Here is an 18969-nt window from a genome sequence, read left to right as displayed (position 1 = left end):
GTAGACTGGCCGCACCATGGCCGACGCCCCCTCCCCCTCCTTCGACCGCGCCGCCTCCGAGGCCGCCGTCCGCGCCCTGCTCAAGGGCCTGGGGCAGGATCCGGACGCGCCGGAGCTGCGGGACACCCCCGCCCGGGTGGCGGAGTTCTGGGCCGAGCGGCTGGCGGGCTACGGCGTGGACCTGGCCACCGAGCTGAAGCCCCTGCCGGGCGACCTGGCCCCGGTGCCCGTCATCCTGGAGCGCATCCCCTTCGTGAGCACCTGCGAGCATCACCTGGCCCCCTTCGAAGGCCACGCCACCATCGGCTACCTGCCCGCCAATCCACCGTTTGGCGGCGGCACCGTGGGCCTCAGCAAGCTCGTGCGCGTGGTGCAGGCCTACGCCGGGCGCCTGCAGGTGCAGGAGCGCATGGCCCGGCAGATCGCCGACGCCCTCCAGACCCACCTCCGCCCCGCCGCCTGGGGCGTGGACCTCGTGGCCGTCCACACCTGCATGGCCCACCGCGGCGTGAAGACCCCCGGCGTCCCCGTCCGCACCACCCTCCTGGGCGGTGCCTGGGAGACGAATCCGCCTGCACCGTTCAGGGGCTGATCCGATACCGTTCGGCGGAAGCCGGCGGGGATGATCCGGGGCCTGGGTATGCTGGGTTCTCTGTTCCCGGACCCACGGAGATTCCCATGGCGCGCGCCCTCGGCCTCGGCTTGGCCTTCTGTCTGATGCTGCTCGGCTGCGGCGGGGGCGGCGGGTCCTCCAGCCCCGTCACGCCCGGAGCCCCTCAGCTCACCGCGACCTATGATCCCTACAAGGTCGAGATCAAGCTCACCTGGACCGCAGCCGTCAGTAATATCGACGGCTACAACCTGGAATACAGCTACAACTCCGGCGCCTATGCTCCGATCAATCAGACTCCGATCTTCGGCGGCGTGACCACGGCCTCCCTCAGGTTCACGTCAACGCCTCCCGAACTCGGGACCTTCGATTTCCGGATCTGCAGCGTATGGAATGGCACCAAGGGGCCATATTCCAACGTCGCGGAGATCAAGATCCCGATCGCCCCGCCGAGTTACGTCGGCTCCGCCTACCAGAGTTCGACCCGGAGCATCTGGGTCAGCTGGGCCTCCCAATCCCAGATCGCCGACCACTTGGTCCTGGAGCGGGCCACCTGCGACGCTACGGGTCAGATCACGGGGGCCTGGACGACCCTCCCGCTGACCACCCCGCTCGCCTCCGAGTACACGGACAGCGATCTGAACGAGAGCCTGGGGTATCTCTACCGCATCAGCGCCTGGACTGGTGGGCTCTCGAGCCCCATCACCGGACCCACCCAGACGATCTACGTCCCCCCCCTGGCGCCGGATGCCTTCGCGGCCCAGTCGCTGCCCGGCGCGGTGGCACTCAGCTGGGTGAATCGAAGCACCACGGCGACCAAGATCCAAGTGCTCCGGTACACTCCGGGCATCCCCGGGGCCAGCGTCATCGCCACCCTCCCGGGCACGGCGACTTCCTACCAGGACTCCGGACTGTCCCTCGGCTATTACGCCTACAGCCTGAAGGTATCCGACAGCCGGAGCATCACCACGAGCCCGGACCTCCTGGCAGCGCCCGCCAATCCCATGAACGCGCCGGTCCTGTCCCAGGCCGCCTTGCCCAGCGTGGGCATTTCCATCCAAGCCTCCGCGATGACCCTCGATGGGCAATGGGCCTTTGGACAAGCCAGCCTCTTATCCATCCCGCCCGTCTCTTGGGGGACCTGGCCTGCCTGGTCCCCCTCCGGCAACAGCTACGTCTCCCCGGAATTCCTGCGCCTGGACGCCCAGGCGAGACCCCACGCCCTCTACTACACCGAAAGCCCCACCGAGGACACCCTGGTCCATGCCTGGTACGACGGCAGCGGGTGGACCACCGAAACCGTGCTGGCGAACCCTCAGGTCAACCAGGTGCTCACCGCGTCATTCAACCTGGATCCGACCGGCACCCCCCAGGTGCTTCACGATACAGGTCCAGGTGGCATCATCCAGGGCCTGTCCTATTCGCGCAAGGTGTCCGGGACCTGGATCCACGAATCCATCGACCCCTCCAACACCACCAGGTTCACGGGTGTGCCCCAGTTGGCGCTCGACGCCCTGGACACCCCCCACGCCCTCGTCCGGACCTATTCCAGCACCTTGGAATACAGCCGCAATGCGGATGGAACCTGGACCGCCCAGACCCTGCCCAACAGCCTGCCCTCGACCTCCTACTACATCCTGGAGGACAGCGTCTGGTTGGACTCCGCCACGGCCTGGGCCATCTACCAGACTCCCGACCTCACCACCCCCTCGAATGACGCTTTCTGGGCCATGCAGAAGGTGGCTGGCGTCTGGCAGGCGCCCGTCCTCCTCAAGTCGTTCACTCACCCGGGCACAGCTTCGGCCTCCATCGCCATGTCCTCGGACGGGACACGGGTCGCGGTCGTTTTCAACACGACGAACGGCCTGTACCTCAACACCTGGACCGCCGCACAGGGGTGGGTTGAGAGTCTGCTGCCGATCCCCCCGGACGCCCAGCCCTTGCCCTACCTCAAAGCCGCCTTCGACGGCGCGAACCGCCTGCACATCCTGGTGAAGCCTTCCATCTTCAGCGGAAACCTGGTGGACCTGCACGAATGACCCCTGGGCTGCGGACCCGCGGCCCCGCTCAGCGGGTGATTCCATTCTGTTTGTTCGTTAGATTTACTCCATCTACCCGGTTGTCTTATCACTAGATTTCATTCCAAGGGAGACCTACATGAAGATGCTAGGCGCCGTCTCTGGTTCCATTTGTCTATTGGCATCTACCGCCTGCATTCCGCCCATTCCGGATCTGACCCCGAAGCTCTACCTTCACCCGGTCAAAGGTCCCATGGTCAATCAGCACCCGAATGCGGCTATCACTGGATTCTCAACGGGAATCGGCTCGGGCTCGATATCATTTCAATTACCCAGCGGAGAATCATGCAAAGGGCCATGGGAGCCCATCCCTCAGGACCAAGCAGGTTCCAACCTGGCCAGCTACTGGGATCTTGTTTATGGAGAGGGCTATTTCACCAGACACGTCCTCGGATCCAAGTGGCGCGGTAAATCCAAAATTACGGGCGACAAAGGTTCCGAATTTCAGCTGGAATTCTATCGGGGTGCTCCCAAAGATTCGCCGTTGCTAGGCGTGGCAACCGATGCGGCCGGTAACGTCTACAAAGTGACCCAATAGACTCGATCCCCCGTTCGACCCCACCCCCACCATCTTTCCTCCGGGGACCCCTGGCCCACGGCCCTACCATTCGGCACCTGAAATCCCCTGTTCGGCGGTGTGGAGGCTTCCGGAGGCCGGATGCCGATATGCTGCCTCCCAAGGTGTCTCCGCCCATGGGAAATGTCATGAATCGGATCCGGGGCCTCAGCCTCGTGTTCAGCCTGTTGCTCACCGGCTGCGGAGGCGGCGGCGGGGGAACCACCTCCGCTCCCCCGGTCCCCGCAGGCCCGGCGGCCGTCCAGCTCCAGGCCACCTATGACCCGACGCAGCTCCAGGTCACCTTGACCTGGACGCCCCCCTCCACCCCCATCGACGGGTACAACCTCGAAGCGCAGGTGGGCACGGGTTCTTTCACCCAGCTGAATGACACCCTCATCCCGGCGGCGACCACCGGCGTTCTCGTGACCTTTACGTCCAAGCCTCCGGAGCTGGCGAAGATCGGCTTCCGGATCCAGGCCGTCCGGAATGGGACCGGCGGTTCCTTCTCCAACATCGCCGAGATCCACCTTCCTCTGGAGGCGCCGCAGACGATCTCGGCCTGGTACTCGGTCTCTGATGGAGGCGTCTACGTGTCCTGGGACACTCCGTCCCTCCTGGCAGACCGCTACGTCCTGGAACGGGCCGTCTGCGATGGCGCCGGGACAATCACAGGGCCCTGGACGGCGCTCTCGACGAGCTATGCCCTCGGGTCCCACTACACGGACGCCAACCTGGACGAGACCTTGCAGTACCGCTACCGCGTGACCGCGTGGTCCGGTTCCACCTCGAGCAGCACGACCGGGCCGACCCAGCCTGTGGCCATCCCGCCTCTCGCCCCCACGGGACTGTCGGCGCAGCCCCTGGCCAGCGCGATCGGGCTCAGCTGGGTCAACCGGAGCCAGACTGCCACCCAGATCCAAGTGCTCCGGGGCAGTGTCGGGACCGCCAGCACCCTTCTGGCCACTCTGCCGCCCACGGCCACGAGCTACCAGGACACGGGGCTTTCGCTGGGTTACTACACCTACACCCTTGTGGTCACAAGCGGAACCCTGTCCACCACCGGCCCCTGGGTCACCTTGGCCCCCATCAATCCGACCGGGGCGCCCACCCTGGCATCCACCCCCATGGCGGGCAGCCCCCAGACCGACGTCGCGGCTTTGTCCCCGGCCGGCCTCTGGGCCCTTGGCGTCACCTCGCCACTGGCCATCCCCGCCACCACCTGGGGCAACTGGACCAGCTGGACCGTCCCGACCGCTGGTGGAGGAGCCTACGCGGTGACGGCCCCCCTCGCCCTGGACCCCCAGTCGAGACCCCACGCGGTCTACCTGGCCACCTCCTCCATCGCGGAGGACCTGACTCACGCCTGGTTCGATGGGACCGCCTGGCAGTCCGAGGTGATCCGTCACCTGGCCACCTCGCCGACCTACACCTTCCCGAGGGGCGCCTTCATCCTGGACCAGGCCGGGATACCCCGGGTCCTCGAAGATACGGGCACCACCAAAGGGGCCTTCGCGGGCCTGGCCCTTCATCAATGGATCAATGGGGCCTGGACCCAGGAGCCCCTGTTCCCCGCCGGTACGACCGACTGGTACAACGGCACCCTGCGGCTCTCCGTGGACCCCGGTGGCACGCTGCACGCGCTCATCCCCACCTGGTCCGATCTGCGAGCCCTCGACCGCCATGCGGACGGGACCTGGTCCACCCAGACACTGCCGGACACCCGGCCTTGGGGGGGCGGCTATGCCTTCGCCGACGGGGTGTGGGCGGGCACCGACACCGCCTGGACGTTCTTCCAGGTCGCCGATGCGGCGAACCCCCTGAATGACGCTTTCTGGGTGCTCGCCAAGGTGGGAGGCGCGTGGCAGGCCCCGACCCTCCTGCGGTCCTTCCCCCATATGGGCATCACCCAGGCCAGTGTCGCGTTGAGCCCGGATGGCACCCGCGTCGCGGCCGTCGTCGCCACGACGAATGGCCTCTACCTCTACACTCAGACACCCCAAGGCTGGGTGGAGAGCCTTATGCCGATCCCTCCGGGCGACCTGGCCTATCCCTATTTCAAGGTCGCCTTCGACGGAGCCAACCATCTGCACATCCTGGTGAGGCCCTCCGCATACAACACGGCCATGGTGGACTTGCACGAATAGCTCTGCAACCCAAGGAAGACCCCGGGGCCAGAGGATGGACAGGCCCTGACGCATCCCTTCGGCTACCCTTCTGCCATGCCCCTCCCCACCCCTGAACTCAAGCTCGGCTATGAGCTGTTCTCCAAGCTGCTGACCTGGGCGGCGGGGAAGCGGTCGTCGAAGCGGCTGGAGGCGCTGAAGTCAGCGGCCTTCCAGGAGCTTCTGAAGGGGGACGCGGCGGACCTGGACCTGGTGGCCTCGGTGCTGAAGGAGATCCACAAGGCGGCGGACACCTCGGCCAAGGCGGTGCGCCTGGAACACCTGTACGACAACGCCACCCAGCCGGCCGCCAAGGCCAAGAAGCCGGACCGCCGGCGGCGGGCCGTCAAGAAGGAGCCTGGCGCCAAGGGCTGAGGGGCGACCTTATCGGGCCCAGCAGGCATTGTCATTCGAAGGTCGACAGCCTTTGCGGTCGGCGATAGTCGTGGAAAAACACGATGGAACCGCGAGGCATCTTGCTCCATCTTTTCCGGTGGATGCGGCTGTCATGACGACCGCCTCCCATCGATGAGGGGCATCTATGCACTACCTCCTGATCTACGAGGTCGGTCCGGAATATGTGGATCGCCGAGGGGAATTCCGGAAGGAGCACCTGGCCCTGGCCTGGGCCGCCCATGAGCGGGGCGAGCTGGTGCTGGGCGGGGCGGTGGCGGATCCCGTGGACATGTCCGTCCTCCTCTTCCAGGGGGACTCCCCGGCGGCGGCCCAGCGCTTCGCCGCGGCGGATCCCTACGTGCTCCACGGCCTGGTGCATCGCTGGCAGGTGCGCCCCTGGATCACCGTGGTCGGCGCGGACGCGGCCACGCCGGTGCACGCGTAGGTTCCTGGACCCACCAGCCTCTTCCGATTCCACCGGTTCGAATCCGGCGATCTCGCGGGCTTGTTCCGGGTCATTTTCTGCCTAGCTTGTCGATCGAGCATCCACATCTTTCGAGACCTTATCCCCAAGGTTTCCATGCTTGCCATCGATCTGCCTCAAGGCCTCCTCGCCACCCCTTTTGTCGTTAGGCGCGGGTGACAGGCAACAATCTTTTGCCGCTCTCATTCGCACATTCAGCGCTTCCACGAACCTGGCCAAACCACCCTCTCGGAGGTGCGCGTGCCCCTTCCCAACGGCTACGGCGTCGTCATTGGAACCTTGGATCATTACCAACGCGACCCTATCAACAACTATGGCCAGTATTATCACGATAACGTCTATGTCTCGACGCCGGCCGGCCTCTACCACTGCGCCGTCGACGTCGACACCAAGATGACGAACGACGGAATCCAGTGGCGCGTGGTTCCCCTGGGAGAAGCGGACATGAAAGGTGTGTTCGCCATGGCCAATGGCTGGCACACCCTGATCTGCAATGACACGTCTGGGGCCCTGGACAACATCAGGACCGCAGCATTTCACCGAAAAGGCTGCAACATTATCTTCATTATTTTTGACCCTATTCTCGAAGCACTGCGGCGCTGGTTCAACGTCTGGATCAATCCCCCTTGGAAGGCTGGCACCAGCATCGATGCCCTCGCGGTGCTCGAACCGCTTCTTGATGATTCCACGCGACTTTTCATCTTCGGGGAACCCTTCACCTACGGCGGGTTGGGCGTCCACAACATCCATCAGAACCAAGGAGACCCTTCCGGTTCGCAGTGGTGGTCAGAAAACGGGATCTGGCAGGATGGGGGGGTGATCATCGAGAAAAAGGATCATTCCATCGTGGCATTCCTGACCAAGTTCAAGACCCAGGCCTACCAGACCGACACCAGCGGGCACCCGATCCCCTGACCGCCGCGCATTGTTTTCACGGAGCCGGATAACAGGCGGGATCCGAGCGCAAACCGGGGGAAGAGTTCCCTGTCCGGATCCGGCCTCCAGGTCCAGAATGTTTTCACACCCATCGGAGGGGACTTCCATGACATGGCTCAGCAAGTACTCGGACCACACCTACGCGCTGCTGCGCATCGTGTCGGGCCTGTTGCTGGCGTTCCACGGGCTCCAGAAGATCTTCGGGGTGGTGAGCGGCTTCCAGCCCCCGGTGGGTTCCCAGCTCTGGATCGGCGGCCTCATCGAGCTGGTGGGCGGCCTGGCGATCCTGGCGGGCTTCCAGACGCGGCTGGCGGCCTTCCTCTGCAGCGGCATGATGGCGGTGGCCTACATGCAGTTCCACTGGAAGTTCCAGTTCGGCGCCGCCTTCTGGCCCGCCGTGAACAAGGGCGAGCTGGCGGTGGTGTTCTGCTTCCTGTTCCTCTTCATCGCCGCCAAGGGTGGCGTGAAGTGGTGCCTGGACAAGACCGCATGAAGGCCGCCACCCTCAAGTCCCTCGCGGGCCTGGCCCTCATCGCCCTGGGCGCCGCGGCCCTGGCCTGGCCTGAGTTCAGCTACACGAAGGACGCCCACGACGCCAAGCTGGGTCCCCTGGAGTTCACCCTGAAGGAAAAGGACACCCTGCGCATCCCGGCCTGGGCTGGGTTCGCGGCCATCGCCGCAGGCACGGTCCTCGTGTGGCGGCGGAAGGACTGATGCGGATCCTCGCCCTGGCCGGCAGCCTGCGGGCGGCCTCCCTCAACACGCGGCTGCTGCGAGAGGCCGCCCGTCTGGCGCCGGAGGCCGCGTTCGAGTTCTGGGAGCGCCTGGACGACCTGCCCCACTTCAGCCCGGAGCGCGACGTCGAGCCCGCGCCGGAGCCCGTGGCCGATCTGCGGGCCCGGATCCAGGCGGCGGATGCCCTGCTCGTCTGCACCCCCGAGTACATCCACGCCATGCCCGCCGTGCTGAAGAACCTGCTGGAGTGGGTGGTCTCGTCGGGCGCCTGCGTGGGCAAGCCCGCGGCGGCCTGGAGCGCCTCGCCCTCGCCGGAGGGCGGCGCCAAGGCCCAGGCCTCCCTGGCCCACACGCTGGCGGTGATGTCGGCGCGGGTAGTACCGGAGGCCTCGCTCTGCCTCACCCTGGCCGCCTCGGGCCTGGACGCGGAGGGGCGCCTGGCGGATCCCGCCCAGGCGGCCCGCGTGGCGGCGGCGGTCCAGGCCCTGATCGCCGCCGGGGCTGCCGCATGACCGGAATCAGCGTCGAGGCCCCCGCCATCCGCATCTTCGTGGACGCGGACGCCTGCCCGGTGAAGGAGGAGGTCTTCCGGGTGGCCTCGCGCTGTGGGCTGAAGGTGTTCCTCGTCTCGAACACGCCGTTGCGGGTACCGCGCCATCCCCTGTTCGAGTCCGTGGTGGTGGCCCGGGGCCAGTTCGACGGCGCCGACGACTGGATCGTGGCGAACATCACGGCCTCGGATATCGCCGTGACCGCCGACATCCCCCTGGCGGCCCGCTGCCTCGAAAAAGGCGCCCGGGCCCTGGACGCGCGGGGTCGCGTCTACACGCCGGATTCCATCGGCGATGCCCTGGCCAGCCGCGAGCTGATGGGCCACCTGCGGGCCATGGGCGAGCTGGGCACGGGCCCGGCTCCATTCAGCGCGAAGGACCGCTCCACCTTCCTGCAGAGGTTGGACGACCTCATCCAGGCGCTCCGGCGGACGAGGCGGTAGACTAAGGAAAGGGCTTCACAGGCTTCAACCTTTTTCGAGATCGGACGCGCCATGGCCAGAAAGCCCAACTACAACTTCGAGAAGCGGCAGAAGGACCTGGCCCGCCAGAAGAAGAAGGAAGAGAAGCTGCAGAAGAAGGCGCTGAAGAAGGACGCCCAGGGCAACGACATTCCGGACGCCGAAGGCCAGGACGAGACCCCCGGGGGCGACCAGACTCCCGACCAGGACTCCGAACGGGCCTCCGAGTAGGCCCCAAGACTGCCCCCGGGCCGGCACCGGGGTTCGCACCGCCTCGGCAGCCCGCGCCGTGGTAGAACGAAGGGCCTTCCAGGAGTCCCCATGAGCCGGATGCTGTGCGCCGCCCTTCTCCTGATCCAGCCCCTCCAGGCTGCGCCGCCGACCCCCACTCCGGCCCCGGCCCAGGCCCGCCTTGCCGTCCTGGAGGCCCGCGCAGGTGGCCGCCTGGGCGTGATGGCGCTGGACACGGGCACGGGCCGCCGCATCGCCCACCGCGGCGAGGAGCGGTTCCCCCTGTGCAGCACCTTCAAGATCCTGCTGGCGGGGGCGGTGCTCGTGCGGGCGGAGCGGGGGCAGGAGCGCCTGGACCGGTCCATCGCCTACACGGCGGCGGACCTGCTGGAGTACGCGCCCGTCACGGCGGCCCGGGTGGCGGAGGGGCACATGACCGTGGAGGCGCTCTGCGCCGCCGCCGTGGAAGCCAGCGACAACACCGCGGCCAACCTGCTGCTCCAGGCCCTCGGCGGCCCCGCCGAGGTGACGGCCTTCGCGCGCGGCCTGGGCGACCCCGTGACGCGGCTGGACCGAACTGAGCCCACCCTGAACACCGCCATCCCCGGCGACCCCCGGGACACCACCAGCCCCGCGGCCATGGTGGATTCCCTGAAGGCCATGCTGCTGGGCGGGGCGCTCGAGCCGGCCTCCTGCCAGCGCCTGGAGGGCTGGATGCGGGGCTGCCTCACCGGCGGAGACCGCCTGAGGGCGGGCCTCCCGGTCACCTGGGCCGTGGGGGACAAGACCGGCTCCGGCGAGCGGGGCACCGTGAATGATGTGGCCGTCCTGCGTCCGCCGGGACGGGCGCCGATCCTGGTGGCCGCCTACTACACCGGCTCCCGCGCCCCCATGAAGGACCGCAACGCCGTGCTGGCCGAAGTGGGCCGCATCGTGGCCGCCGCCTTCCCGAACTGACCTGGCCGAGGAGCCCTCATGGACCCGAACACGGAAGCGACGCTCCACGCCCTGCTGACGGGACTTCCTGTGGCCTCCCTGGGCACGCTGCAGGAAGGGGCCCCCTTCGTCTCCATGGTGCCCGTGGTCCCGGCGCCGGATGGTGCGGGCCTCCTCATCCACGTGAGCGGCCTGGCCCAGCACACCCGCGACCTGCGGGTGGATGCCCGCGCCAGCCTCCTGCTCGTGGTGCCCATGGAGGAGGGCCAGAATCCGCTGGCCCTCCCCCGGGTGACCGTGCAGGGCGTGGCCGAGGAGATCCCGCGGGAATCCAGCCGCCATGACCAGGCGGCCAAGGCCTACCTGGCGCGGTTCCCGGAGGCCGAGATGACCCTGGGCCTGGGGGACTTCTCCTTCTTCCTCATCCGCCCTGCCTCCGGACGCCTGGTGCTGGGCTTCGGCCGGGCCCTCAGCCTGGACGCCGCTCAGATCCAGGCCAGCCTCCGCTCGGTCCCCTGATCGGCCCAACTCGCGACATGCCGAGGATCCGGCTCTCGACCGGTCGGGATTCTCTTGGGAAAGCCCGGGTTGGAATTTACAGAATTTATTCAATGATTTGACTTATTGCTTTGGCATGAGGATGGCTCTACCTTGATGCCGCCGATCGCGGCCCATGAGGAGATGCCATGTCCTTCACCGATTCCAAGACCCACCAGAACCTCAAGGCCGCCTTCGCCGGCGAGAGCCAGGCGAACCGTCGCTACACCTGGATGGCCCAGGTGGCCGAGAAGGAAGGCCTGAAGGAGGTGGCCGACCTCTTCAAGCACAGCGCCGACGGTGAGACGGGTCACGCCCTGAGGCACCTGATGTTCCTCGCGGAGAAGGCCGGCGACCCCGCCACGGGCCTGCCCCTGGGCGACACGCTCACCAACCTGAAGTCCGCGGTGGCCGGCGAGACCTACGAGTACACGGACATGTACCCAGAGTTCGCCCGCCTGGCCAAGGAGGAGGGCTACCCGGAGATCGCCGCCTGGTTCGAGACCCTGGCCAAGGTCGAGCGCTTCCACGCCGGCCGCTTCCAGGAGGCCCTGACCAAGCTGCAGGCCGGCGCCAAGCCCGCCTTCGCCCAGCCCGCCGCCGACATCGCCCAGCATGTCTGAGTTCCTGGTGGCCCCTTCCTTCGACCCCGCCACCGAGCGCGCCCGCTTCCAGGCTCGGGAGGCCTTCCTGGCCCGCCAGGCCGCCCTGCGGCTCGACCTCGCCGAGGGCGTCAGCTTCCAGCCGGAGACCGCGGAGAGCGTGGAGGACCAGGTGGTCGAGACCCTCTGGGCCGAAGGCATGACCCTGGACTCCGCCCCGGTGGAGGACCTGGCCGAGGCTCGCGCCTCCTTCGCGGTGCTGGCGCCCCGGTTCGAGCCGGGGGGCATGAGCGTGGCCGCCACGCTCATGCTGGGCTTCCCCGACGACGTGCGGGACCGCCGCCTGGCGGACCTGCACACGTTCCCGGACCAGCTGGCGCTGGAGCTGGCGGATGGTTCCCTCGTCGCGCCCTCCGTGGATCGCGGCGCCGCCGGGCCGGAGGACCGCCTGCCCTCCGTGCTGGCCCTGCGCTACCTCCTTCCGGACGGCCGCCCCATCGCCGCCCTCGTCTCCAACCACGCCGGGCTCCCCGGCCGCTGGCCCGCGCCGGCCGCCTGGACGTCCTGGCCTTCCTGAGGAGAAGCCGTGAACCGTTCCGTCATCGATCACCTGAATGCCGAGCTGGCCACCGCCTTCGTGCTGGCCCTCAACGCCAAGCGCTACCACTGGACCGTCACCGGCCCCCACTTCCGCGACTACCACCTGCGTTTCGAGGACCTCTACACCGCCGCCGACGGCACCGTGGACGAACTGGCGGAGCGCATCCGCATGATGGGCGGCGTGCCGATCCACGCCCCCGCCCAGATCGAGGCCCAGACCAAGGCCGCCATCTCCAACCCCTCCGCCCGCCTCGATCCCGAGGCCATGCTGAAGGAGGCCCTGGCCAACGAGGAGGCCACTGTGTCCCTCATGCACGAGGGCATTGAGCTCGCCAATGACGCTGGCGATCCCGGTACCGCCGACCTGCTCACCCGCTTCGTGCAGGTCCACCAGAAAGAGGCCTGGTTCCTGCGCGAGATGCTGGGCTGACCTGCACAAGGGGGGACCGCCCGGACGCTTCGCGTGCTCCGCGTCCCCCCTCGTGCACCCCCACGCGGTATCCGGGCCAAGCCCGGCCACTGCCTCTGATACCGGACCCGCACCTGAACATTGTGCCTGTTTCATCCAATTTCCGACTTTTTAAGTAAACTACCCATCCGCGCGTCGCGCAGCCAAGGAGACACCCATGGCCTACACCGCCAAGAACTATGACCACCTGAAGGGCGGCGCCCTGAAGGGGCTCAGCGATTCCCAGCTGGACCAGCACTTCGGCCTCTACAAGGGCTACGTCACCAAGCTGAACGAGATCGAAGAGCGCTTGGCGACCGCCGACAACACCAAGCCCAACTACTCCTACAACGAGTACAGCGAGCTGAAGCGCCGCGAGGCCGTGGCCTTCAACGGCTCCTTCCTGCATGAGCTCTACTTCGAGAACCTGGGCGCCGACAGCACCATCAGCGCCGGCCTCCAGGCCGCCCTGGACGCCGTGGGCGGCAAGGACAAGGTGCTCGCCGACCTCAAGGCCACCGCCATGGGCGGTCCCGGCTGGGCCCTGCTCACTCGCAACCGCCGCGACGGCAAGCTGCACACCTACTTCGTCGCCGAGCACCACCTGGGCCTGCCCATCGAGCAGGATCTGCTCGTGGTGCTGGACAGCTGGGAGCACGCCTTTATGGTCGACTACGGCACCGCCCGCGCGAAGTACCTCGAGGCCTTCGTCGAGAACATCAAGTGGAGCGAGGTCAGTAAGCGCTTTGGGAAGTAAGTCGCGCAGGCGATGAATCGCCTGCGTACGGGCCCCCGCAAGGGGGCCCGCCTTGTTTCTTCCCGGTCGCACGCTTCCTCATTAAGGCCGGGATTCAAGGTGAGGCATCAGTTCTTCACCCCAGCGACACCTAAACGGCCGAGACATTCTTTTCTCGCACGGTCGGTATTTCCCTGAAATGATGCCCGGGTCATCTTCGCGAGGACTTCGGGAGGCATCATGCAGCGGTATGGCAATGCCGGTGGCGATTCCGGGATTAGGGCCTTCGAATGTGGGACCGATTCGATCACGGTCGAATTCAGTGACGGCGCCGTCTATCGCTACACCTACCGCAGCGCTGGCGCCGGAGTCATCGAGCAGATGAAGCAGTTGGCGCTGCGCGGAAGCGGCCTGAACGGCTACATCAACCGCCACGCGAAGAACGCCTACGAATCCCGTCTTCGTTAGGACAACCGACAGTCGGTCCCGAAGGCCCAGCAAGGATCACCATGCGCATCGCCAGCGTCCGCATCCAGAACCTACGTTCCTTCAAGGATCAGACAATCGAGTTCGACCCATACACCTGTCTTGTCGGGCCGAACGGGTCAGGGAAGTCAAACGTCTTCTGCGCGCTGAACATCTTCTTCGGGGAAGACGATCACTCGCAGACAAGCCTGACGACCCTTGAGGAGGAGGACTTCCACAAGAAGAAGACCGATGAGCCCATTCGGATCACGGTGACCTTCAAGGATCTGAGCCCGGCCGCCAAGGAGGACCTGAAGGCATACGTCCGTCAGGACCAGCTTGTGGTCACCGCCGTTGCCGAGTGGGATCCGGAGGCGAAAATCGCCAAGGTCCGTCAGGTGGGCGAGCGCAAGGTGATGGCGGAGTTCGCCCCGTATTTCCAGGCCCAAAAGGAAGGCGCGAAGGCTCCGAGGCTGAAGGAGATATTCGCGGAACTGAAGTCCGCCTTTCCTGAGGTGAAATCGGCCACAGCAATGGATGCCATGAGGGACTCCCTTCGCGCCTACGAGGAGGAACATCCGGACCGGTGCGTGCTCATGGAAAGCCCGGATCAGTTCTACGGCGTATCCAAGGGTGACCACCTCCTGAATCGCCATATTCAGTGGGTGTTCGTTCCGGCCATCAAGGATGCCGCCAGCGAACACCGCGAAGCCAAGGATTCGGCGCTGGGCCAGTTGCTGAACAGGACCGTCCGGACGCGGGTGTCCTTCAAGGAAAGGCTGGCGGTCGTCAAGGAGGAGGCTGCCGCGAAATACCAAGCGATCCTCGCTGAGAGCCAAGGCGCCCTTGAGGACCTTTCCGCGAAGCTGACGGAAGGGCTCGCCCAATGGGCAACGCCGGATGCCGGCATGGGGCTGGTGTGGCATGCCGATCGCGACAAGAGCGTCACCGTATCCGAACCCTATGCCGAGATCGTGGCGACTGATGGCGCCTTCAGCGGGGCGTTGACCCGATTCGGACATGGGCTTCAGCGGTCCTACCTCCTGGCGTTGCTGCAACTGATCGCGGCCGGTGAAGGGGAAGGCGAAGGCCCCACCCTCATATTAGGGGTTGAGGAACCCGAACTTTTCCAGCATCCGCCTCAGGCGCGCCACCTGGCCAATGTCCTTTCCACGCTGAGCGAGAAGGGAAACCAGGTGATGGTCTGCACCCACAGTCCATTGTTCGTGCGCGGCGAATCCTTCGAGAACGTCCGGCTCATTCGTAGGGATGCCGCCACTAAGGCATCCGTCATCGCCAGTTGCTCCGCGGTCGACATCGAAGGGGCCGTCACGGCGGCCCGGGGGAAGGCATCTCCGCTACGGGTGGCCGCCATCGCGAAGCTGGACCAGGAATTGAATCCCGAGCTGAACGAACTGTTCTTCGCCCCGTACATCGTCCTGGTCGAAGGGACTGAGGACATCGCCTACATCAAGGCCCACATGCTCAAACAGGGCGTGATGGAACGATTCCGTGCCCTCGGGGGGCATTTCATCCCGGTCCACAAGAAGAGCCGGATGCCGAAACCCCTCGCGATCCTGGTGAGGCTGGGGATCCCATTCTTCTGCGTGTTCGACGCCGATGGGGACTGCGCAAAGGCCGAACACCTCCCTTCCCATGAATCCGACAACAAGACCCTGTTGACCCTCATGGGAATGGCTGGTGCCCCGCCTTTCCCGGCTGAAACGGTTTGGAGCCCCACGGCAACCGTATGGGCGACTTCCTACACCAAGGTCATCGAAGCCGATTTCGGGCCGGAGACTTGGGAACAGGCAAAGGATGCGGTCAGAGCCGCGCATGGCTGTCCGCCGAACATCGATAAGACCGCCTATTACATCCCCGAGTTTTTGAACGAAGCCTGGACCAGGGGCGGGTCATCTCCTGCAAGCGAAAGGCTGGTGCAGGCGATCATGGCAGGCGCAGAAAGGCGTTGATAAAACTGGCACTTCTGGGCCATCTCCACACCGTGGATTCCATACTTATTCGTGCGGCAAGGATCCAAATTCCTCTGCGAAAAACACATGGCTCACGTGGCCGGTTTGGTTCTGTCCGCGACTCATCATCGTTCAGCAAATTCATGCGCCAGGCACCACGGTGCCTTCGTGATCCATCTTTCCCGTCATGCCTGGTCCGCCACGCGAAGTCTGCCCTACCCTGGAGGCATCCACCCGGGGAGGTGACGTGGCGGCCAAGGCGATCCCCACTGGATTCGAGAACCCGCTGGGCCCCGGCCTCTTCCGGTTCCTGAAGGACCTCAAGGCGCACAACGACCGGGAGTGGTTCCAGGCGAACAAGGCAAGGTACGAGGCCGAGGCGCGGGATCCGGTGCTGCGGCTCATCGCGGCCTTCAGCGGGCCGCTGGCCGCCGTCAGCCGGCATGTGGAAGCCGATCCGCGTCCTTCGGGCGGTTCGCTGTTCCGCATCTACCGCGACACCCGCTTCAGCCGGGACAAGAGCCCCTACAAGACGCACCTGGGCGTGAACTTCCGCCATCGCTCGGCCGCGGCCGGCGGCGTCCACGGGCCAGGCTTCTACCTCCATTTCGAGCCTGGCGGCTGCTTCGCGGGGGGCGGCCTGTGGCACCCGGAGTCCGAGGCGCTCTTCAAGGTGCGGCAGGCCATCGTGGCCCGCGCCGCGGCGTGGAAGAAGCTCAAGGACGCGGGCCTGGAGATCGAGGGCGAGGCGCTCAAGCGGGTGCCCCAGGGCTTCGACGCCGGGCATCCGCATGCCGAGGACCTCAAGTTCAAGGATTTCTACGCCTCCACCGCCTTCACCGACGCCCAGGTGCTGGCTCCGGACTTCCCGGGCCGCCTGGCGGAGGCCCTCCGGGACGCGGCACCCCTGGTGGCCTTCCTGTGCAAGGCGCTGGACCTGCCCTTCTGATGTCCTAGCGTCCCTGGGCCGCCCGCGAGGCCCGCAGCACGGCGCGGAAGACCTCCTCCACACCCTGCGCGTCCAGGTGGGCCTCCTGGGCCCAGGCCCGCCGGGCCTGGAGCTGCGAGGCTTCCCGGTCAGGGTCGTGCACGGGGAGGCCCAGCTCGGCCTTGGCGCGGCCGGCGCGGAGCACCAGCTCGGTGCGTCGGGCCAGCAGGGCCACCAGCTCCTGGTCCAGGGCGTCGATGTGGTCGCGGGTTTCCTGGAGGATGGGGGAGCGCTCCCCCAGGCTGGGGATGGCCAACTGCTGCTCGTCCGCGCCTTCTGCCACGGCTTCCGCCAGGGTCTGGTGGATGGCGGAGAGGGCCTCCAGCAGGCCTTCGCGGGCTCCCTTGGCGAAGGGGTTCTGGTTCTGCAGCGCGGCGAAGAGGTGGCCGGCATCCTCGCGCACGGATTCCAGGGTGCGGGCGATGGCGTGGAAGGAGGGCGGCGTGAAGGGCAGCTCGGCCCCGGCGCCCACGTCCAGCAGGCCCTTGGCGATGAAGAAGGTGAGGGCGTGGGTGGTGGCCATCACGCGGTCGTGGTCCTCGGGGCTCTGGCGCAGCACCTCGCAGCCCAGGCTCTCGAACAGGGCCTGCACCCGATCGGCGGCAGCGGGATGGTGGTTCGAGGGGCAGAGCACCACGCGCAGGGGACGCTCCGCCCGGGCCAGACTCACGGGACCGAAGAGAGGATGCGTCCCTGCGTGGGGGATGGCCGCGCCGAGCTGGGCGTCCATCAGGGCGCAGGGGCCTGACTTCACGCTGCCCACATCGAAGACCAGCTGGTCTGGCCGCAGGTGGGGCCGCAGGCTCGCCAGGGCCGCGACCTGGGCGGCCACGGGCACCGCCAGCACCAGGGCCTCCGCCTCCACCAGGTCCCGGAGGCCGGCGGCCCGGCGCTCGGCGGGGACTTCCACGGCGGGATCCCAGGCCCGATAGCCATGGCCGGCCTCGCGGAGCAGCTCGCCCAGCGCGCGCCCGAAGCGGCCATAGCCCAGGATGCCGATGCGCATGAAATCCCCTCGCGGTGTGGGGAAATCCTACCGCAGCAGGTCCTTGATGGCCGCCACCGTGGGCACGTGGCCCTGGCTCTTCACCACGCCGTCCACCACCAGCCCCGGCGTGGACATCACGCCCCGGGCCACGATGTCCGGATACTCCGTGACCTTCACCAGCGTGAAGTCCAGGCCCAACCCCTTCGCGGCTTCCTCCGTCCGCTCCGCCAGCAGCTTGCACTTGGCGCAGCCGCTGCCCAGCACTTCGATCTTCATGGCATCACCTCGTCGTTATAAACCCAAAAACACACGCAGAGCGCACGGAGAGAGCGGAGGCGCGCAGAGAGCATCCAGCCTTCCTTCTCTGCGTATCTCCTTCCCCTCCGCGCTCTCTGCGTGTGTGGTTTCCTTTGCAAGTCATAGCAGCGCATTGAACAGGAACCCGACGAGCACGATGCCCGCCGCCACGGTGCCGAGGAAGACCGCCAGCAGCCGGGGCTTGAGCACCTTGCGGAGGATGACGGTCTCGGGAAGGGACAGCCCCGTCACCGCCATCATGAAGGCGAGGGCTGTACCCAGCGCCGCGCCCTTGGCCAGCAGCACCTGGACGATGGGGATGATGCCAGCCGCGTTGGAATACAGGGGTACGCCGATGAGGACCGCCAGGGGTACGCTCCACCAGGCGGACTTGCCCATGACGCGGGCCATCAGCTCGGCGGGCACGTAGCCGTGCAGGAAGGCGCCGACGGCGATGCCAGCGAGAATATAGGGCCAGACCTTGCCGACAATGCCCTTCGTGGCCTGGAGCGCCAGGTCCAGGCGCTGCGCGAAGCCCAGGGAAGCGTCCGACGCCTTGGAGGCCTCGAAGGGGATCTCCATCACCCAGGGCTCCAGGTGCCGCTCCATGCGGAGCTTCCCGAGGATCCAGCCGGAGACGAAGGCCACCGCCAAGCCCGTGGCGGTGTAGAGGAGGGCGGTGCGCCAGCCGAAGAGGCCCCACAGCAGGAACAGCGCCACCTCGTTCACCATGGGGGCCGATACCAGGAAGCTGAAGGTGGCGCCCAGGGGCACGCCCACCCGCACGAAGCCGATGAAGAGGGGCACGGCGGAGCAGGAGCAGAAGGGCGTGGCGATGCCCAGCAGGGCGGCCAGCAGGTTGCTCCATGCGCCCGTGCGCTTGGCCAGCAGGTCACGGGTGCGTTCCGCGCTGAGGAAGGTCTGCACGAAGCTGACGCCCAGCACCACGACCGCCAGGAGCATAAGCACCTTCGGCGCGTCGTAGACGAAGAAGGCCACCGCCTCGCCGAGCCGGCTGCCGGGCGCCAGGCCGAAGGCCCGGAAGGCCAGCCAATCGGCGGCCGGGTGGAGCGCGAGGTAGAGCGCGACCCAGACCGGGAGGGCGGCCAGCAGCCACCCTCCCGACCTCCAGAATCCGGGTCCCGCGGCAGAGGCGGGCGCGGCGCAGGCACAGCTTTTCGAAGCGTCGGTCATGG

24 protein-coding genes are annotated in these 18969 nt (G+C 66.8%); 21 read left to right on the top strand and 3 right to left on the bottom strand.

The genetic code is table 11. The features are described 5' to 3' along the window. The first annotated feature begins 16 nt into the window (after window positions 1–16). The 21 genes from folE to MLG87_RS13140 all read left to right on the top strand — a co-directional run bounded on the left by folE (window position 17) and on the right by MLG87_RS13140 (window position 16449). Window positions 17–592 carry a GTP cyclohydrolase I gene (folE, locus tag MLG87_RS13240; RefSeq protein WP_243295624.1) on the top strand — a complete coding sequence of 192 codons (576 nt, stop codon included), beginning with the start codon at window positions 17–19 and terminating at the stop codon, window positions 590–592. Window positions 593–678: 86 nt separating this feature from the next. Beyond that, window positions 679–2649 (top strand): fibronectin type III domain-containing protein, encoded by a 1971-nt coding sequence (locus MLG87_RS13235; RefSeq protein ID WP_243295623.1) that lies wholly within the window; start codon window positions 679–681, stop codon window positions 2647–2649. Between the two features lie 118 nt (window positions 2650–2767). Beyond that, on the top strand, window positions 2768–3226 hold the full coding sequence (locus tag MLG87_RS13230; protein ID WP_243295622.1) for a hypothetical protein: 459 nt from the start codon (window positions 2768–2770) through the stop codon (window positions 3224–3226). 167 nt (window positions 3227–3393) lie between these two features. After that, the gene (locus MLG87_RS13225; RefSeq protein WP_243295621.1) at window positions 3394–5391 is read left to right on the top strand and encodes a fibronectin type III domain-containing protein; all 1998 of its coding nucleotides are present in this window, start codon (window positions 3394–3396) and stop codon (window positions 5389–5391) included. Between the two features lie 75 nt (window positions 5392–5466). Then, window positions 5467–5784: a hypothetical protein gene (locus MLG87_RS13220; RefSeq protein ID WP_243295620.1), complete on the top strand. Its 318-nt coding sequence runs from the start codon at window positions 5467–5469 to the stop codon at window positions 5782–5784. Between the two features lie 166 nt (window positions 5785–5950). Beyond that, complete coding sequence (locus MLG87_RS13215; RefSeq protein ID WP_243295619.1) at window positions 5951–6250, top strand: YciI-like protein; 300 nt, start codon at window positions 5951–5953, stop codon at window positions 6248–6250. A gap of 279 nt (window positions 6251–6529) precedes the next feature. Next, on the top strand, window positions 6530–7204 hold the full coding sequence (locus MLG87_RS13210; protein ID WP_243295618.1) for a DUF2278 family protein: 675 nt from the start codon (window positions 6530–6532) through the stop codon (window positions 7202–7204). A 127-nt stretch (window positions 7205–7331) separates the two neighbouring features. After that, complete coding sequence (locus tag MLG87_RS13205; RefSeq protein WP_243295617.1) at window positions 7332–7718, top strand: DoxX family protein; 387 nt, start codon at window positions 7332–7334, stop codon at window positions 7716–7718. Next, window positions 7715–7939, top strand: coding sequence for a hypothetical protein (locus MLG87_RS13200; RefSeq protein ID WP_243295616.1), 225 nt, complete (start codon window positions 7715–7717; stop codon window positions 7937–7939). Before MLG87_RS13205 ends, MLG87_RS13200 begins: the two co-directional genes overlap by 4 nt. Then, window positions 7939–8472 (top strand): NADPH-dependent FMN reductase, encoded by a 534-nt coding sequence (locus MLG87_RS13195; RefSeq protein WP_243295615.1) that lies wholly within the window; start codon window positions 7939–7941, stop codon window positions 8470–8472. Before MLG87_RS13200 ends, MLG87_RS13195 begins: the two co-directional genes overlap by 1 nt. Next, entirely contained in the window at window positions 8469–8954 is a 486-nt protein-coding gene (locus tag MLG87_RS13190; RefSeq protein WP_243295614.1) for a YaiI/YqxD family protein, read from the top strand. Before MLG87_RS13195 ends, MLG87_RS13190 begins: the two co-directional genes overlap by 4 nt. Window positions 8955–9005: 51 nt before the next feature. After that, complete coding sequence (locus tag MLG87_RS13185; protein WP_243295613.1) at window positions 9006–9203, top strand: hypothetical protein; 198 nt, start codon at window positions 9006–9008, stop codon at window positions 9201–9203. Between the two features lie 90 nt (window positions 9204–9293). Beyond that, entirely contained in the window at window positions 9294–10160 is an 867-nt protein-coding gene (gene bla, locus MLG87_RS13180) for a class A beta-lactamase (protein ID WP_243295612.1), read from the top strand. Window positions 10161–10178: 18 nt separating this feature from the next. Further along, window positions 10179–10658 (top strand): HugZ family pyridoxamine 5'-phosphate oxidase, encoded by a 480-nt coding sequence (locus MLG87_RS13175; protein WP_243295611.1) that lies wholly within the window; start codon window positions 10179–10181, stop codon window positions 10656–10658. Window positions 10659–10825: 167 nt separating this feature from the next. Beyond that, window positions 10826–11299, top strand: a complete 474-nt coding sequence (locus MLG87_RS13170) for a rubrerythrin family protein (RefSeq protein ID WP_243295610.1) — start codon at window positions 10826–10828, stop codon at window positions 11297–11299. A 7-nt stretch (window positions 11300–11306) separates the two neighbouring features. Further along, complete coding sequence (locus tag MLG87_RS13165; RefSeq protein ID WP_243295609.1) at window positions 11307–11855, top strand: DUF3501 family protein; 549 nt, start codon at window positions 11307–11309, stop codon at window positions 11853–11855. Window positions 11856–11864: 9 nt separating this feature from the next. Continuing rightward, complete coding sequence (locus MLG87_RS13160; protein ID WP_243295608.1) at window positions 11865–12308, top strand: Dps family protein; 444 nt, start codon at window positions 11865–11867, stop codon at window positions 12306–12308. Window positions 12309–12504: 196 nt separating this feature from the next. Then, window positions 12505–13083, top strand: a complete 579-nt coding sequence (locus MLG87_RS13155) for a Fe-Mn family superoxide dismutase (protein ID WP_243295607.1) — start codon at window positions 12505–12507, stop codon at window positions 13081–13083. A gap of 219 nt (window positions 13084–13302) precedes the next feature. Beyond that, the gene (locus MLG87_RS13150; protein WP_243295606.1) at window positions 13303–13530 is read left to right on the top strand and encodes a hypothetical protein; all 228 of its coding nucleotides are present in this window, start codon (window positions 13303–13305) and stop codon (window positions 13528–13530) included. 41 nt (window positions 13531–13571) lie between these two features. Beyond that, on the top strand, window positions 13572–15500 hold the full coding sequence (locus tag MLG87_RS13145; protein ID WP_243295605.1) for an AAA family ATPase: 1929 nt from the start codon (window positions 13572–13574) through the stop codon (window positions 15498–15500). Window positions 15501–15747: 247 nt separating this feature from the next. Continuing rightward, window positions 15748–16449 carry a DUF2461 domain-containing protein gene (locus MLG87_RS13140; RefSeq protein WP_243295604.1) on the top strand — a complete coding sequence of 234 codons (702 nt, stop codon included), beginning with the start codon at window positions 15748–15750 and terminating at the stop codon, window positions 16447–16449. Window positions 16450–16453: 4 nt separating this feature from the next. Here the strand turns inward: MLG87_RS13140 and MLG87_RS13135 are convergent, their stop codons facing one another. The 3 genes from MLG87_RS13135 to MLG87_RS13125 form a co-directional block, all read right to left on the bottom strand. After that, window positions 16454–17494: a prephenate dehydrogenase/arogenate dehydrogenase family protein gene (locus tag MLG87_RS13135; protein ID WP_243295603.1), complete on the bottom strand. Its 1041-nt coding sequence runs from the start codon at window positions 17492–17494 to the stop codon at window positions 16454–16456. A gap of 27 nt (window positions 17495–17521) precedes the next feature. Further along, window positions 17522–17752, bottom strand: coding sequence for a thioredoxin family protein (locus MLG87_RS13130; protein ID WP_243295602.1), 231 nt, complete (start codon window positions 17750–17752; stop codon window positions 17522–17524). Between the two features lie 141 nt (window positions 17753–17893). Next, a complete protein-coding gene (locus MLG87_RS13125) occupies window positions 17894–18967 on the bottom strand; it encodes a permease (protein WP_243295601.1) in 1074 nt (357 codons plus the stop codon). Window positions 18968–18969: the final 2 nt, after the last annotated feature.

The organism is Geothrix mesophila, assembly GCF_022808835.1.
GTDB lineage: Bacteria > Acidobacteriota > Holophagae > Holophagales > Holophagaceae > Geothrix > Geothrix paludis.
This window is presented reverse-complemented; position numbering and strand designations above follow the sequence as displayed.

Coding starts and splice junctions, on each gene's coding strand:
- MLG87_RS13155 (WP_243295607.1), top strand. CDS start 12,505: ATGGCCTACACCGCCAAGAACTATGACCACCTGAAGGGCGGCGCCCTG.
- MLG87_RS13225 (WP_243295621.1), top strand. CDS start 3,394: ATGAATCGGATCCGGGGCCTCAGCCTCGTGTTCAGCCTGTTGCTCACC.
- MLG87_RS13220 (WP_243295620.1), top strand. CDS start 5,467: ATGCCCCTCCCCACCCCTGAACTCAAGCTCGGCTATGAGCTGTTCTCC.
- MLG87_RS13125 (WP_243295601.1), bottom strand. CDS start 18,967: ATGACCGACGCTTCGAAAAGCTGTGCCTGCGCCGCGCCCGCCTCTGCC.
- MLG87_RS13200 (WP_243295616.1), top strand. CDS start 7,715: ATGAAGGCCGCCACCCTCAAGTCCCTCGCGGGCCTGGCCCTCATCGCC.
- MLG87_RS13235 (WP_243295623.1), top strand. CDS start 679: ATGGCGCGCGCCCTCGGCCTCGGCTTGGCCTTCTGTCTGATGCTGCTC.
- MLG87_RS13195 (WP_243295615.1), top strand. CDS start 7,939: ATGCGGATCCTCGCCCTGGCCGGCAGCCTGCGGGCGGCCTCCCTCAAC.
- bla (WP_243295612.1), top strand. CDS start 9,294: ATGAGCCGGATGCTGTGCGCCGCCCTTCTCCTGATCCAGCCCCTCCAG.
- MLG87_RS13145 (WP_243295605.1), top strand. CDS start 13,572: ATGCGCATCGCCAGCGTCCGCATCCAGAACCTACGTTCCTTCAAGGAT.
- folE (WP_243295624.1), top strand. CDS start 17: ATGGCCGACGCCCCCTCCCCCTCCTTCGACCGCGCCGCCTCCGAGGCC.
- MLG87_RS13190 (WP_243295614.1), top strand. CDS start 8,469: ATGACCGGAATCAGCGTCGAGGCCCCCGCCATCCGCATCTTCGTGGAC.
- MLG87_RS13185 (WP_243295613.1), top strand. CDS start 9,006: ATGGCCAGAAAGCCCAACTACAACTTCGAGAAGCGGCAGAAGGACCTG.
- MLG87_RS13215 (WP_243295619.1), top strand. CDS start 5,951: ATGCACTACCTCCTGATCTACGAGGTCGGTCCGGAATATGTGGATCGC.
- MLG87_RS13150 (WP_243295606.1), top strand. CDS start 13,303: ATGCAGCGGTATGGCAATGCCGGTGGCGATTCCGGGATTAGGGCCTTC.
- MLG87_RS13135 (WP_243295603.1), bottom strand. CDS start 17,494: ATGCGCATCGGCATCCTGGGCTATGGCCGCTTCGGGCGCGCGCTGGGC.
- MLG87_RS13170 (WP_243295610.1), top strand. CDS start 10,826: ATGTCCTTCACCGATTCCAAGACCCACCAGAACCTCAAGGCCGCCTTC.
- MLG87_RS13230 (WP_243295622.1), top strand. CDS start 2,768: ATGAAGATGCTAGGCGCCGTCTCTGGTTCCATTTGTCTATTGGCATCT.
- MLG87_RS13130 (WP_243295602.1), bottom strand. CDS start 17,752: ATGAAGATCGAAGTGCTGGGCAGCGGCTGCGCCAAGTGCAAGCTGCTG.
- MLG87_RS13205 (WP_243295617.1), top strand. CDS start 7,332: ATGACATGGCTCAGCAAGTACTCGGACCACACCTACGCGCTGCTGCGC.
- MLG87_RS13175 (WP_243295611.1), top strand. CDS start 10,179: ATGGACCCGAACACGGAAGCGACGCTCCACGCCCTGCTGACGGGACTT.